The following is a 15,585-nucleotide window of genomic DNA, read 5'->3' as shown; positions in this document are numbered from 1 at the left end:
AAAGCCACTATAATAGCGTGATAATTCCCTCCATAAACAGCGTAAACACTATTAGGCAAACCACTTTATTGACGTAAATAAATCGCCCTATCCTACCTTTGTCATAACGACATTGAGTGCGTTTTATCTATCAGATTATTCTGATAAGTGGTTCTAAAATATTTAAATAACATAAAGTTAAAGCCAAATGCATGAGCCATAAGCACTCTTTTTAGCTTCTCTTTCGTTATAATTTAGTTGCTTTATATTGCTAGAAAGACGCGAACTAGATTGGCGATCCTGCCACCAAAATAATAAGCCAAACACTGTGTTTAGGTTAATCATTCAAGGCTGATATTAATATGAACCAAACAGTCAATAATTCCCCTTCTACAGCGAATACGCCTCTGCATATTCGTGCCAATATGACACAAGAACAATGGCAACAAGCAATTAAATTTGACAATGTCGACATCGGTTGGATTGTAATGAGTATCGGCATGGCCGTTGGTGCAGGTATTGTATTTTTACCTGTCCAAGTAGGGGTTATGGGATTATGGGTATTTTTACTTTCAGCTGTAATTGGTTATCCAGCCATGTACTTATTCCAAAAGCTCTTTATCAATACTTTAGCTGAATCAAAAAAATGTACTGATTATCCTGGTGTTATTTCTGGTTATTTAGGTAAAAATTGGGGAATTGCGTTAGGTATTCTTTATTTCTTAATGTTAGTGATTTGGGTCTTGGTCTATGCATTAACCGTGACCAATGATAGTGCCTCATATCTACATTCTTTTGGTGTAACGAAAACCCATCTTAATAATAATATTTTTTATGGATTAGCACTGATTAGCTTACTCAGTTATATCGGTTCAAAAAGTGAAAAAATCTTATTTAAAATATCCGGTTTTATGGCCGTCACCGTCTTACTGTTAGTCGCCGTTATGGGGGTATTATTAGTCCCTCAATGGAGCCTCGCCAATATTACTCCCGTTGAAAATTGGGGCTTAATGTTGAAAAATGCCATTATTACATTGCCATTTACCCTCACATCAATTCTGTTTATTCAGTCATTGAGCCCAATGGTTATTTCTTACCGTTCACATGAAAAATCCATTGAAGTTGCACGTTATAAAGCCACTCGTGCAATGAAAATTGCATTTACTATTCTCTTTGTAATCGTGTTTTTCTTTGCAGTATCGTTTACTTTTGCCATCAGTCAGACAGAAGCTAAACATGCGATGGAATTAAACATTTCAGCCCTCGCAATGATTGCACATTACTTCCCTGGTAGCTCTGCAACCATTGTTGGTATCGTGATCAATATCTTTGCCGTTGTGACTTCATTCTTTGGTGTTTTTCTTGCCTTTAAAGAAGCCTGTCGCGGTTTAGCCATGAACCTACTTGAACGTAAATTTGACCCAAGCAGTATTAATACCAATTTGGTGAATAAGCTTACCACTGTATTTATTATTTTGATTGCGTGGGGTGCGGTTGCTTTAAACTTACCGATTCTATCGTTTACATCAATCTGCTCTCCAATATTCGGTATTGTAGGTTGTTTAATTCCTGCCTATTTAGTGTATCAAGTACCACATTTGCATCAATATAAAGGCACAGCAACAAACCTTATTATCATCACTGGTATCTTGCTCTGTATCTCGCCGCTATTAGTGTTTATCTAAATCGTCACATCCTTATAAAAACGTGACGCTAAAAAAATGCCGCAGTATTCACTGCGGCATTTTTATTTATATATTTGAGATGCAATTGTTTGTAATTATGCCGTAACCGCTTCGACAGATTTTTTTATTTTAGCGCGTTTTTGTGCCATTGCCACACCTGATAACACCATAATGCCACCGATATAATGATAGCTATGTAGTTGCTCTCCTAACATGACGCTCGCAATACCTGCCGCCATGATAGGTAATAAGTTCATGAACATTGCGGTTCTATCTGCCCCTAAACGCTCGATACTTTGCATCCACAACCAAGGCGCCAATACTGATGCCAATAATGCCGCATACAAAATTAAAGGCGCAGCGCTTGCTGTAATAGCCATACGATGGCTGCTCAATAACAAAGGAGTTAGCATCATCACTGCAAACAGGCATTGAACATACACTGAGTGCCAGTTTGAAATCGGCATTTTCCAGCGTTTTAGTAACACGCAATATAACGCGTACACCACCGCTGCAAGCAACATTAGTCCATCACCTTGCTTAATTCCCTGACTGATCAAATTAGTAATATGACCATGGCTTAACATCAAAACCAACCCACTCAGTGATAACACGGCACCAATAAGCGCAAATGGTGATAAACGTTGGCCAAGTAATGGCACACTTAAAAACATACTCACTAATGGGACGAGTGAAATAATTAATGCAATATTTGTCGCACTCGTCGTTGCAGCAGCAAAATACCCTAACGACTGATTCAATACCATACCAAGTAAAGCTAAAAAAGCTAACTTGCTTAAATACGGTTTAATAATAGCTCGTTCACGCCAAACAGACTTAGCTAAAAAAGGGGTCAGCGCAACTAAAGCAAAAAACCAACGATAAAACGATATAGCACCGGGATCGATAACACTAAATGCCATTTTGTTGACAATCGCATTTCCGGCCCAAATCGCCACAGTAAAAAAAGGTAATAAATAGAACATCTTCAGCCTTAGATAAAACAGTTATTTCAAAGAGAGACATTGAAATAGAGAACAACGCTATTTTGTCACTTCCTATAAGAAATATATATTCGCAACCAGACATAGAAAATGCTTAGTCGGACATTTATTAATGAAAATGATAAAACCCTAACCACCTTACTCTGTTGTCACAAGTAATATGCTTAGGGTTTTAAATTGAAGACTATATGTGAGTTAGCGACTGATTATTTATCACTCGGCAATGACTCTTTTTCACAGAACATAGTTGCTGCTAATCGCGCAAGATTGTAAGCATCAACATAGCCTGAATGTTGACGTCCTTCCCAAGCCACACCGGCAATCTCCATTGCAGCACGTTGCCCTAAACGCTTATTGGTAACATGACGTTGTAATTTAAATAATGTTGCTAAATTTAAATACTCACGAAAAGGCTCTTTCAATTCTTTTGCAGCGCACTCTTTCTTTAAAATACGGTCATCATGACCCCAAGCACCATAAATCTTATGCCGACCACCAAATTTTTGTTCAATCGAACGTAAAATAGTCGCTAATGGCTTACCATTTTTTTCAATTAGCTCAGGTTTAATCCCAGTTAATTCGGTGCAAAATGGTGAAACTTCATCATGTTCAGGTTTTACATAATGCTGTGCTCGTCGCACAATACGGCCCGTATTTAGATCCAGTTCCGCCACCCCAATTTCGATGATTTCACCAGTACGCGATGTGCGGCCATCATTCCAACAACACATTTCGAGGTCAAAACAGACAATACGATCAAAATTCATTAAGCTATCCAAGAGTTACGGGGTAAAACGGGCGCAGATAATACCATTTTGTCACTTCAGGTTCATCCTTGAACCCCAGATTATTATCTTCAATATTACATCACTATCTGCGATACAATTTTATCAGCCCCTTGCTGCGTCGCATGATGAGCATCATAGTATAACGGTTGTGAGTCTTGAATCGCATAACAATTACGATCATCACAAAATTCTTTTGTAGGATCAATAAAATGCACATTGCTTGGATAGTGAGCCTGCTGGAAATGCCGTAAAATATCCTTATTTCGCTGCTGATAATATGCAAGGGAAACAGATTTTACATCATTAACCGTATTACTAACCCAATAATTTTCATAAAATAATTTACTAATACTACGCCCCATTTCAGGCTTAGGTTTTATCACGTACACATTTTTTTTGGTTTTAGCTAATTTCAATACTAACGCATCAAACGATGTTAATATTCCTGCATATTCCGACATTTTTTTATGTGATAACCGAGGGTATATTCCTCCATTTTCACCATATAAACCCGCTGAATAACGATGAATCAAAACCACATTTTGGATCTGCTTATTTTGTAAAATATAGTCAGCCGCTTCATTATACCAACGAGAGCAAGGGCTAAAATCATTACCTTTTCCATAAGAAGGAATACACCCTGCGAAACTAAAATGTTTAACACCTTGATCTGTTGCTTTTAAACGTTGGGCTAACGCATAACTAATACTGATCGCATGGCTATCGCCAAGCACAGCCCAGTTAATATCATGCCCATAATACTCACATGCTTTAGTTGGATCTTGATAATCATAAATATGACAATTCACTCGATTAGGCGTCGATTTAATATCTTTTACGATGTTATTTACACTAACTGGAAATCTATCAACAGCAAAACCATTATTTTTAAATACTATCGCAGCAGCTCCCCCCACAATAACAATTAGCCATAAAGGTTTACTCATGGTTAACTGACGTAATAATGATGGCGATTTAAGCGCTACTTTGCGATTTTCAATATAGGTATAACTCAAATAACCCAAGACTATTGATACAGGTATCCCTATAAATTCAAAAAAAGGTATTGATAAATAATAGCCCACCACAACAATTGGCCAATGCCATAAATAGATTGAATATGACCATGTACCTAGGCGCTGAAAAATAGCGTTATTAAAGAAACCACCTTGATAATTAGCCACAATAATAAGAAAGGCACCTTCAACAGGCATCAAAGACAAGTACCCCGGCCACATGTCTTTTTCGCTCATCGTACTATAAGCAGCAATAATCAGCATGACGCCTAACCACTGGCAATACTTCTGATTCTTTTCATTGAGCTGAATCGGATATAAATAGGCTAAACCGCCTAATAGCATCTCCCAACCACGCGCTGGCAATAAAAAATAAGAATACGTTGGGTTTTGGTAGCTCACATACACATTAAATAAAAAGCCACAGCCCGTAACAATTAACAATACTCTTTTTATGCTATTGAAATTTAATATTTTTTTTAGAATAACCAATAAAATTGGATAAATAATATAAAATTGCCATTCAACAGAAAGCGACCAGGTATGCAATAACCATTTTTCATGAGATGTTGCATCAAAATATCCAGACTCTTTAAAATAAAAAATATTGGAGATAAAGCCACTACTGCCTGCAATGTGCTTACCCAATATTCGATAATCTACAGGGGTTAAGTAAAACCAACCTAATATTAATAAAACGCTGCACACCACCATTAATGGTGGAATGATACGATTCGCACGTGCAATATAAAATTGAATAATAGAAAATTTGTTATTATCTATCCCTCGAAAGATAATACTGGTCATTAGAAAACCAGAAATAACAAAAAACACATCAACCCCAGCAAAACCACCGGGAATGCGGATCCATGGTGGATTGAAGTGATAAAGCACTACCGCAATAACTGCAAGGGCACGTAAGCCATTAATATCGGCTCTAAATTTCATAATATTCCTATACAGCTAACATATTGATGACGCTGAAAAATGAAGAACAAGAAAATAAACGATAACCTTAATTTTAATGTCATAAAAACAACAAATTTGACAATTACTAACAATATTTAAAGCTCAAACAAACAACATGCATATGTATAAAATATAACATCAGCACTAAAGGTGCTCATGGGTTATGCTCTTTAGGAGGGATATTGATATAACTAAGAAATAAACCGCATCATAAAAGCAATTACTTATCTCAAATTGTTTCTTTCTTCTCTCTCTTAGTGGCTGATATACTTAATACTTAATAACATCATTTGGATTCATAATGACCATTATTTATAACCCAATTATTGACAATAATAATCCACCTGATGATATATTTTTTGTTCATGAAGTTTTTGAACCTGACACCAGTACCCTCTACCATAGTCATTACTGGGGTCAACTACATCTTGTTACTAATGGTATTATTGAACTGAGTACTCACAATAATCGTTTTTTAGCACCGCCTCGTTATGCATTGTGGATACCAGCTATGATTGAACATAAAAGTTACATTCGTCGTAGCCTTAATTATTGTTCAATGAATGTGTGTTCACCGTTATCCGATCAACTTCCGGCTTATCCATGCTTACTTGAAGTCACTGATGTAATAACCGCTATTATTGAAGATCTGCGCCAACGTCAGATTATGGTTGCAACAACCGAGCAAGATAAACGCTTAATCACAGTATTATTTGATCAGGTGCTATTGTGTAAAGAACACGACCAATTTCTGCCCACCAGCGAAGATAAACTATTACAACCGATCCTTATTGAGTTAGAGCATAACCCAACCAATAATTTATCACTCACCCAGTGGGCACAACAGTTACATACCACAGAGCGTACATTGGCACGTCATTATAAAAATAAATTAGGCATCAGTTTTACTGAATGGCGACAGCGACGTAAATTTATCTATGCATTACATTTACTGCGCCAAGGCATGTCAGTCAACGAAACGGCGTTAACATTAGGCTATCACCAAGCCTCCCCCTTTATTACCTTATTTAAAAAATATGCAGGTGCCACGCCAGATCAATATCGATTACGGTTAGATTAATCCACCTTCATCAAACGCTTATAGCACTTAAGTCCCCTATAATTCCCTGCATAAAGCGCTTTTCTTGTTACTGCAACCAAAAATAAACACTATCAGCGCCTGTTCTGTGCGCTAGATCTCCTTATCTTGACCTTCAACCTGAGAGTTAAATCACATCTCATTTGGCTGGTTACAAATGTCCAGTAAATGCGCGCTTTATCCCATATCGAGAATAGCTTCTGCCACCCATAATAGCTCCAACAAAACGGCTTACTGCCATCTTAAACCTGTTATGTTCTTGTCCTTATCCGTGGCCAACATCGTCATAACGAAATGGAGTTATTCTTATGAAAAACCAATTATCGCAATTAAAGCGGCACCTCTTAACTGGTACTAGTCACATGCTACCTTTCGTTGTTGCGGGTGGTGTATTACTTGCCTTATCAGTAATGCTAGGTGGTAAAGGTGCTGTACCTCAAGGTGTTTTCCTTGAAGGCCTTTGGGACATGGGTATCGCAGGTTTCACATTATTCGTACCAGTGCTAGGTGGCTACATTGCTTACTCTATCGCTGACCGTCCAGCACTTGCTCCAGGTATGATTGGTGCTTACCTTGCAAACCAAGTTAACGCCGGTTTCATCGGGGCAATCATTGTTGGTTTCATTGCAGGTTACGTCGTACTACAACTAAAACGTATTCCGCTATCTAACAAACTAAAAGCCATCTCAACCTATTTCATTCTTCCTATCGGTGGTACGTTCATTGTTTCAGGTCTAGTTATCTGGGTTATCGGTGCTCCGATTGCAATGGCAATGGAAGGCATGAACACTTGGCTACAAGGCATGGCTGGCACCTCTAAAGCTTTCTTAGGTGCCATTCTTGGTGGTATGACAGCCTTTGATATGGGTGGTCCAATCAACAAAGTTGCTACTCTATTTGCTCAAACACAAGTTGGTACTCAACCATGGTTAATGGGTGGTGTGGGTGTTGCTATCTGTGTACCACCACTAGGTATGTTCCTTGCAACTCTATTATCACCTAAGCGTTACTCTGATGAAGAGCGCGAAGCAGGCAAAGCGGCTGGCATCATGGGCTGTATCGGTATCACTGAAGGTGCAATCCCGTTCGCTGCTGCTGACCCAGTACGTGTAATCCCGTCAATCGTTGTCGGTGGTATCGTTGGTAACGTTACTGCATTCTTGTTCGGTGTCCTAAACCACGCTCCTTGGGGTGGTCTGATTGTTCTTCCGGTTGTTGATGGTCGTATCTTCTATATCGTGGCTATCATTGCGGGCTCTGTAACGACGGCACTCATGGTTAACTTCCTTAAAAAGCCAATTGCAGACCGTGAAGAAGATAAAGCACAAGCTGCTGCATCTGATGACCTAGACCTAAGTTTTGATTAATAACATCGCATTCATTTATCAACGCGTTAATCGCATTAAATAACAAATTTGGAGATTCACATGAAATTATTAGCTATCACTTCTTGCCCATCTGGTGTTGCACATACATACATGGCTGCTGAAGCACTAGAAGTTGCCGCAAAAGCAAAAGGCTGGGATGTTAAAGTTGAAACACAAGGCTCTATCGGTATCGAAAACGAAATCACCATGAGTGAAGTCGCTGACGCTGATATTATTATTCTGACTAAAGATATCGCCATTAAAAACGAAGAGCGTTTCGCAGGTAAGAAAATTGTCCGTGTAGGCGTGGCTGATGCAGTAAAGAAAGCACCACAAATCATGGATAAAATTGAAGCGCATTTAGCTCAAGCTTAATCATGCGATAAGGCACAATTAAATGTGTGCCTTATGATTTACCCCTCAAATAAAGCCACCTTAGATCACGTTATTTAAGGTGGCTTTTTATATAACAGCTAAAACAGCCTCATCATCAAAATAAACTGGCATCAAGATAACAAATTCAAGAGCATTATATCGCAATCAACCACCAGCTAACTGATAATACTCATATTCATACATATAGTGCTTTTTTAGTGGTCTTTAGTCATTCATCAGTCCACGTCCATACTGAATAACAATAAGTAGACGCAAGACATGCATAATATTTTTATTGATTTGCTTGATAGTGCCATTTCTGATTTTGAATCTTTAAATAACATTTGGTTTGCTGGTGACTCGTTACCACCGCTAGAATCAAGTTATCAAGTTAACTTTCCACGACTTGAACTGGTATTTAAAGGCCGTTATGCCAATACCTTTGATAATCAACAATCAAATGTAGCAGATATCACTCTTGGCGTTGGCGAAGCATTATTCATTCCTGCCAATGCATGGAATAAACCAGATTGGCAACACGAGTGCTCAGTATTAAGTTTATTGTTTGGCAAGAGTCAACTTGGCTTTAGCTTGGTCAGTAAGCGAGAAAATGAAGACGGATTTTATGATGTGCAAAAATACAGCGTACCGCAACGCAGTAGCCATGCTATCGATCATATTCTCAATGCCTTATCAAGCTTAACCCATGAAAAGAAAAAACAACCTGCTGATAAATTTCTATTAATAGCTTTGCTGTGTTATTGCAAAGACATGCTTGAAATGCCAACGGCTGACTGTACCCGTCGTAGCCAAGATTTATTTAAAGGCATCTGTATTTACGTCCAAGAAAATTTTCACCGTAATATTAACCGTAATACGGTTGCTGAAAGGTTTAATATCTCACCCAATCACCTCTCGCGCTTATTTCGCCAAGAAGGCCATATGCGGTTTGCCGATTATATCGCTTGGGTACGTTTAGAACGGGCTAAATTCATGCTAAAACGCTACAACTTCCGTTTAGAAGAGGTGGCAAATCGGTGTGGTTATCATGATTCCAATTACTTTTGTCGTGTTTTTAAACGTAAAACAGGCAAGACACCAACAGAATACCGAGTGCATTAAAAAATAAGGCAAACAACTGAATATTTATATTCTATATTTGCCTATTTCTATTAAAGCGAATAAGCATAAAATTATCCGCTTTAATGGTTTATTACATCAATGAAAAAATCACTGCAAGCCTTGATCGTTCTTTGCGCATGTAACATTAGCTTCTCTGCTTTTGCTAATACAACATCGGCCATGGAATCACCATTATCAATTCCATTTTCTCAGCAGATCCATAGCTATCAATATTCTGGCGTCGTTAATAACGATGTTACTAATGACTTCAGTTTCTATGGTCATCAAGGCCAGAAAATCACTACCTTAGTAACAACTGATAGCGCGAAATTATGGGTGACAATTAAGCATCCACAGATGAAACAAGCGGTCGACATTTCAGCTATTTCAACTAACCCTAATCAGCGCGATACTTATACTTTACCTTTTACTGGTCAATATCATCTTAGTATCGGTGAATATCACGCCATCAGTGAACGTAACTCAAGCCAAAACTACACGCTAAAAATCACTTTGAATTAAAGTTTATAGCCACTTAAAACAAATGACATTGAAATCAATAAATCTCGATGTCATTTGTTCATCAAACATAATGACAAATCATCCCCGCCAACTATATCCTCAACCTATCACAGAGTATTTAACACGGTCACATATCCATCAATTGGGTACATAAGTCCAGTTACAACGCCTTTTGTCCACTGCTAATTTTTTAACGAGCGTAATACACTCTTACTTTATTCGCGCAGTTGACAGGAGTCTCACGTGTCGCATATTTCATTAGATGGTCAGTGGCTACTCACTTCCCCACAGCATTCACATATTTCTATTCCATGCTCACTGCCTGGCGATGTACACTCAGCGCTCATTCAAGCGGATTTACTGCCACAACCTTATTTCGGTTGTAATGAAGAATTAATTCAATGGGTCGGTGAAAGTGAGTGGCAACTAACAACAGACTTCACACTCACAACCGAGCAACTAACTGCAACCGCCATCGATTTGAATTTATCGTTTGTTGATACCATGGCTATCGTTAGCATTAACGGTACTCAGGTATTAACCTGTAGCAACATGTTCCGTCTTTATCAGGTTAATGTTCTGCCCTACCTACAACAGGGTGTAAATCACATCAGTATTGCATTAGCGCGTAATGATAGTGAAGCACAACGACGTGCAGAAAAACTACCTTTCCCCGTGCCATGGGCGGTCGGTAATAATCAAATTCCACACATGAATACTCTGCGTAAAACCCAATGTCATGCTGGCTGGGATTGGGGCATTTGTTTATTATCAACAGGGGTATATAACTCGCTAACACTCACCCCTGTTTATGACACTCGCTTACACCATGTTAGAACCCAACAAGCATGGCTACCCAATGGCGATTGTGAAGTCACAGTTAACGTTGATTGCGAAGTACTGAAGGACGGCGCGGAGCAAGCACTTGAAATTAACTTTGATAAGCAAGTACACACTATCGCTATAGATAATATAAAAAATGGCATTCAAACCGTTACCACCACTATTATCGTAAAAGATCCACAGCGCTGGTGGCCTGCAGGTTATGGCGAGCAACCATTGTACCCATTAACGGTTACGCTTAATAATCACACCATCACCAAAAAACTTGGACTACGTGAACTCACATTAGATACACAAACCGATGCTATTGGTAGTGCAATGACATTTGTGGTTAATGGCAATGCGATCACTGCCAAAGGTGCCAATTGGATTCCACTCGATGCCCTACCTAGCCGTCAAACTCCTGCACGTTATCGTCAACTATTAGAAGATGCAGTTGCCGCTAACATGAATATGATCCGTGTGTGGGGCGGTGGCATGTATGAGCATGATATTTTTTATGAGTTATGCGACGAACTCGGATTATTAGTGTGGCAAGATCTGATGTTTGCTTGCGCCTTGTATCCATCAACCCCAGAGTTTTTAGCTGATGTTGAATTAGAAATTGTTGACCAAGTAAAACGCCTAGCAGATCACCCTTCACTGGCATTATGGTGTGGTGATAACGAAGTCATTGGCGCGATTGGTTGGTATGACGAATCTAAACACAATCGTGAAAAATACGTAGTGAATTACGACCGTTTAAACCGCATGCTGCAACAAGTAGTTGAACAGTACGATCCTAGCCGTCGTTTTTGGGCAAGCTCACCGTGTAATGGCGAACTCGATTTTGGCGATGCATGGCATGACGATAACCGTGGCGATATGCATTTCTGGGATGTATGGCATTCAGGTAAATCGTTCGATGCCTACCACAGTGTTAAACCACGTTTTTGTTCGGAATTTGGTTATCAATCATGGCCATCTTTGCCAACGGTAAAAACCTTCGCCGACAGTGAAGATTGGAATGTCACCTCGCCGACATTTGAACAACACCAAAAGAACGGTCGTGGTAATAGCATTATGACCGAAATGTTTACTCGCTATTTCCGCTTTCCCGTTGGTTTTGCCAACATGTTGTATTTAAGCCAAGTACAACAAGCAATCGCCATTAAAACAGCGACTGAGTTTTGGCGCGCCCATAAACAACATTGCCGCGGTATTCTCTATTGGCAACTCAATGACTGCTGGCCGGTGAGTTCATGGTCAAGCATTGAATATACTGGGCGTTGGAAACAACTCCATCACCACGCAAAACGTTTCTTTGCCCCTGTGATGGCGACATTTATTCAACAGCCGCAACAACCTCTAACACTGCATGTGGTTAATGATCATCATCAACCAATGCCAATTAGCGGAACAGTGATCAAGGCAGATTGGCAAGGGAATGTCCTTGCCACATGGCAGCTAGACACCCAATTAGCTACCGACAGCAGTGACATTGTATGGCAAACAGAAGACATCTTAACCGCCACTGAAACTAAACAAGTGTTTTACCATGTAAGCTTAACCTGCGCTGATGGCAGTGTGACTGAAAATACGTATTACCCATGCTTGTTTAAACACGCACAACTACAAAATCCAATCATTAACACAGAATGGCATCAAGACAACGATACTATTTGGCTAGAACTCGACACTGACTGCCCGGCATTATTTGTTGAACCACAACTTGAATGCCAAGGTCGTTTTAGTGATAGCAGTTTTACTTTATTACCAAGTCATATTACAGGCACGAAACATCGCCTTTATTATATTGGTGATTGTGATCTTAATACATTAAAACAGCATTTAACCTTATATCACCTTCGAGGAACCTATTAGTTTATAAAGCTTTCACAATAATATAAATAACAGCAACAGATACGCATATTTTTATATGTGTATCTTGTTACGACTGTTATTTATTAATAAATACTATCTATTTTCATCATGTTTATACGGAATTTATCTTCTCACATTTATAATAAGGAATTTTCATGATCAGAAATAAAGCCCATACTTTAGCGCTAATAACACTAGCGACATTGTGTGCTTCAAACTCTTTTGCTGCTGAAAAAAATCAATTAACGATTGTGGCTGATTTTTATCCCACCATGATCCGTAACTTTAATCCGTACTTAGCGACAAATTTACGTACCACAACCGATTTTATTTATGAGCCTTTAGTTGTTTTTAACCAAATGCACGGCAATAAACCGGTAATGCGGTTAGCGAAAAACTACTATATGTCTGACGATTTGATGCAAGTCACATTTGAAATTCGCGACGGCGTAAAATGGTCAGATGGAACGCCATTTACCGCTGATGATGTAGTGTATTCATTCCAACTTATTCATGATAAACCTGAGCTTGATCCGAAAAGCATGGATCGCTGGATAAAAAGCATCCATCAGCAAGATAACAAGGTTATTTTTGAATTAACTGAAGCCAATTCTAATCTTCCATTTGAAATTGCTTCGATCCCTATTGTGCCAAAGCACATTTGGAAAGACATTGAAAAACCTGAATTATTTACTAATGAAAACCCAGTAGGTTCAGGCCCATTTACTAAAATCGATACCTTTACACCACAGCTTTATGTGCAATGCCGTAACCCTAATTATTGGGATAACGATAACCTAGAAGTCGATTGTTTACGCGTACCGCAAATTGCCAATAACGATCAGCTATTAAATAAAATCATTAAGTCAGAACTTGACTGGACCAGTGCCTTTATTCCTGATGTTGATGCACTGTATGCCGCTCGAAATCCAAACCATAAATACTGGTATCCTGCAGCAAGTACCCAAGCTTTTATGATGAATTTTAAAACGCCGCACCCAGGTAATAATGAAGCGATCAATAACCTTGATTTCCGTCGCGCGTTATCAATGGCTATTGATCGCCAAAAAATCATTGATGTCGCTTTTTATGGCAACGGCATCGTTAATGACTACGCATCAGGCTTAGGTAAAGGCTTAGAATTCTGGGCTGATAAAGATATTTACAACCAATACAAAGGCTTTAACACTTACAACATTGATAACGCCAAAGCATTATTAGCAAAAGCAGGCTTTAAAGATATTGATGGTGACGGTTATGTAGAAACGCCTACAGGTAAAAAGATAGAAATTGCAATTCAATCTCCAACCGGCTGGACTGATTTCAACAACACCGTACAACTTGGGGTTGAGCAGTTACAAATGGCAGGCGTTGATGTCAAAGCCAAAACCTCTGATTTTGCGGTCTATAACCAAGCCATGACCAATGGTACTTATGATATGGCTTACACTAACTATTTTAACGGTGCCGACCCTTATCGTTACTGGAACAGCGCCTATCATTCTCGTTATCAAGAAGGTGCGAGCATGCCACGTTTTGCAATGCACTTCTTTAAAAATGCTGATTTAGACCAGTTACTGGATAATTTCTACAAAACTGCGAATCAGGATGAGCAAATGGTTATCGCCCATAAGATTCAAAAAATTATTGCCGAAAACCAAATCACGATTCCAGTCATGTCTGGCGTTGATGTGTACCAATTTAATGAAAGTCGTTATACCGGTTGGTGGAGCACAGACAACCCTAAAGGTCGTCCTTTAGCATGGGCGGGCGTTCCTGAGCGTTTATTACACGTATTAGATTTAAAACCAAAAGCGTAATACCAACCATACCGTTATCTTTTGATAACGGTATTTATTTCGCTGTGATATCAGCCCAAATATATAAAGCTACCGTTATTTATTTAACGATCGCTTTCAATATTTAGTGCTTATTAAATCAAATATCTTTATTAGGAATAAATACGATGGGCTTTTTCTTTCGTCGATTATCATTTTATTTTGTCGCGTTATTATTTGCAGCCACATTAAACTTTATATTGCCTCGCGCCATGCCTGGTGATCCCGTTACGATGATGTTTGCTAATGCTACTTCACACGTTAGCCCTGAACGTATTGAAGCCATGAAAAAACTGCTTGGCTTTGTTGATGGCCCTTTATATGAAAAATACTTTTCTTATCTTGCCAATATATTTACCGGACAATGGGGAACCTCCATTAAGTTTTATCCATTATCGGTTAATGATCTGCTTGGTAGTGCCATTGGTTGGTCATTATTTCTAACCGGAACTGCGGTTGTTTTATCGTTTTGTATTGGCTCAGTAATGGGTATTTTTGCCGCTTGGCGTCGTGGCAGCTATTACGATACATTTATTTCGCCAAGTACGCTGGTGGTGCAATCTATCCCGTCAGTGGTTATTGCGATGCTGGTGATGTTCACCTTTGCCATTGGCTTAGAATGGTTCCCGATTGGCAATGCTTACACCTCTGGCACTACGCCTGATTGGTCAAGCTGGGCATTTTATAAAGATGTCATGTATCACGCTGCCCTGCCGTTGTTATGTGCCACTGTCAGCCAAATTGGTGGCTTTTTAATTAGCATGCGTAACAACATGATTAACTTGCTTAATGAAGACTTTATCACCATGGCAAAAGCCAAAGGATTAAGCGAACATCGCGTGATTTTTAACTATGCCGCTCGTAATGCCATGCTGCCAAGCGTGACCGCACTATCAATGGCCTTAGGTACTGCAATCAGTGGCCAGTTAATTGTGGAAATGATCTTTAACTACCCCGGTCTTGGGACTGTGTTATTAAACGCTATTCACGCCCGTGATTACCAAGTGCTTCAAGGACAATTATTACTGATGACCTTATTTATGTTGTTTTTTAACTTTATGGCCGATCTATTAATTGTGCTGTTAGACCCACGTCTACGTAAGGGAGATCGATAA

General features: G+C 39.1%; 12 protein-coding genes. 9 read left to right on the top strand and 3 right to left on the bottom strand.

Features of this window, described 5'->3' with window-relative positions:
- Positions 1–341: 341 nt before the first annotated feature.
- Positions 342–1,664: a hypothetical protein gene (locus ACJZU6_RS16515; protein WP_408901431.1), complete on the top strand. Its 1,323-nt coding sequence runs from the start codon at positions 342–344 to the stop codon at positions 1,662–1,664.
- A gap of 95 nt (positions 1,665–1,759) precedes the next feature.
- Here ACJZU6_RS16515 and ACJZU6_RS16510 read toward each other — a convergent pair whose 3' ends face one another.
- The 3 genes from ACJZU6_RS16510 to ACJZU6_RS16500 all read right to left on the bottom strand — a co-directional run bounded on the left by ACJZU6_RS16510 (position 1,760) and on the right by ACJZU6_RS16500 (position 5,420).
- A complete protein-coding gene (locus ACJZU6_RS16510; RefSeq protein WP_408901430.1) occupies positions 1,760–2,650 on the bottom strand; it encodes a DMT family transporter in 891 nt (296 codons plus the stop codon).
- A gap of 224 nt (positions 2,651–2,874) precedes the next feature.
- On the bottom strand, positions 2,875–3,435 hold the full coding sequence (locus ACJZU6_RS16505; protein ID WP_408901429.1) for an exonuclease domain-containing protein: 561 nt from the start codon (positions 3,433–3,435) through the stop codon (positions 2,875–2,877).
- Positions 3,436–3,530: 95 nt separating this feature from the next.
- Entirely contained in the window at positions 3,531–5,420 is a 1,890-nt protein-coding gene (locus ACJZU6_RS16500) for an acyltransferase family protein (protein ID WP_408901428.1), read from the bottom strand.
- A gap of 322 nt (positions 5,421–5,742) precedes the next feature.
- Here ACJZU6_RS16500 and ACJZU6_RS16495 point away from each other — a divergent pair, with 322 nt between their 5' ends.
- From ACJZU6_RS16495 to ACJZU6_RS16460, 8 genes are all read left to right on the top strand, one after another.
- Positions 5,743–6,522 (top strand): helix-turn-helix domain-containing protein, encoded by a 780-nt coding sequence (locus ACJZU6_RS16495; RefSeq protein WP_080156459.1) that lies wholly within the window; start codon positions 5,743–5,745, stop codon positions 6,520–6,522.
- A gap of 326 nt (positions 6,523–6,848) precedes the next feature.
- On the top strand, positions 6,849–7,907 hold the full coding sequence (locus tag ACJZU6_RS16490; RefSeq protein WP_080156460.1) for a PTS fructose transporter subunit EIIC: 1,059 nt from the start codon (positions 6,849–6,851) through the stop codon (positions 7,905–7,907).
- 60 nt (positions 7,908–7,967) lie between these two features.
- On the top strand, positions 7,968–8,282 hold the full coding sequence (locus ACJZU6_RS16485; RefSeq protein ID WP_080156461.1) for a PTS fructose-like transporter subunit IIB: 315 nt from the start codon (positions 7,968–7,970) through the stop codon (positions 8,280–8,282).
- A 279-nt stretch (positions 8,283–8,561) separates the two neighbouring features.
- Positions 8,562–9,404, top strand: coding sequence for a helix-turn-helix transcriptional regulator (locus tag ACJZU6_RS16480; protein ID WP_080156462.1), 843 nt, complete (start codon positions 8,562–8,564; stop codon positions 9,402–9,404).
- Positions 9,405–9,503: 99 nt separating this feature from the next.
- Positions 9,504–9,926 carry a hypothetical protein gene (locus tag ACJZU6_RS16475; RefSeq protein WP_408901427.1) on the top strand — a complete coding sequence of 141 codons (423 nt, stop codon included), beginning with the start codon at positions 9,504–9,506 and terminating at the stop codon, positions 9,924–9,926.
- A 243-nt stretch (positions 9,927–10,169) separates the two neighbouring features.
- On the top strand, positions 10,170–12,632 hold the full coding sequence (locus ACJZU6_RS16470; protein ID WP_408901426.1) for a glycoside hydrolase family 2 protein: 2,463 nt from the start codon (positions 10,170–10,172) through the stop codon (positions 12,630–12,632).
- 155 nt (positions 12,633–12,787) lie between these two features.
- Positions 12,788–14,452, top strand: coding sequence for an ABC transporter substrate-binding protein (locus ACJZU6_RS16465; RefSeq protein WP_408901425.1), 1,665 nt, complete (start codon positions 12,788–12,790; stop codon positions 14,450–14,452).
- A gap of 146 nt (positions 14,453–14,598) precedes the next feature.
- Entirely contained in the window at positions 14,599–15,585 is a 987-nt protein-coding gene (locus ACJZU6_RS16460; protein WP_408901424.1) for an ABC transporter permease, read from the top strand.

This window comes from Photobacterium piscicola (assembly GCF_046058925.1).
GTDB lineage: Bacteria > Pseudomonadota > Gammaproteobacteria > Enterobacterales > Vibrionaceae > Photobacterium > Photobacterium piscicola.
Note: the sequence above shows the minus strand (reverse complement) of the source record. Positions and strands in the feature narration are given on the sequence as shown.

Excerpts from the sequence above, each read along its gene's own strand:
- ACJZU6_RS16490 (WP_080156460.1), top strand. The coding sequence starts at position 6,849 with ATGAAAAACCAATTATCGCAATTAAAGCGGCACCTCTTAACTGGTACT.
- ACJZU6_RS16500 (WP_408901428.1), bottom strand. The coding sequence starts at position 5,420 with ATGAAATTTAGAGCCGATATTAATGGCTTACGTGCCCTTGCAGTTATT.
- ACJZU6_RS16480 (WP_080156462.1), top strand. The coding sequence starts at position 8,562 with ATGCATAATATTTTTATTGATTTGCTTGATAGTGCCATTTCTGATTTT.
- ACJZU6_RS16510 (WP_408901430.1), bottom strand. The coding sequence starts at position 2,650 with ATGTTCTATTTATTACCTTTTTTTACTGTGGCGATTTGGGCCGGAAAT.
- ACJZU6_RS16495 (WP_080156459.1), top strand. The coding sequence starts at position 5,743 with ATGACCATTATTTATAACCCAATTATTGACAATAATAATCCACCTGAT.
- ACJZU6_RS16515 (WP_408901431.1), top strand. The coding sequence starts at position 342 with ATGAACCAAACAGTCAATAATTCCCCTTCTACAGCGAATACGCCTCTG.
- ACJZU6_RS16465 (WP_408901425.1), top strand. The coding sequence starts at position 12,788 with ATGATCAGAAATAAAGCCCATACTTTAGCGCTAATAACACTAGCGACA.
- ACJZU6_RS16460 (WP_408901424.1), top strand. The coding sequence starts at position 14,599 with ATGGGCTTTTTCTTTCGTCGATTATCATTTTATTTTGTCGCGTTATTA.
- ACJZU6_RS16505 (WP_408901429.1), bottom strand. The coding sequence starts at position 3,435 with ATGAATTTTGATCGTATTGTCTGTTTTGACCTCGAAATGTGTTGTTGG.
- ACJZU6_RS16475 (WP_408901427.1), top strand. The coding sequence starts at position 9,504 with ATGAAAAAATCACTGCAAGCCTTGATCGTTCTTTGCGCATGTAACATT.
- ACJZU6_RS16485 (WP_080156461.1), top strand. The coding sequence starts at position 7,968 with ATGAAATTATTAGCTATCACTTCTTGCCCATCTGGTGTTGCACATACA.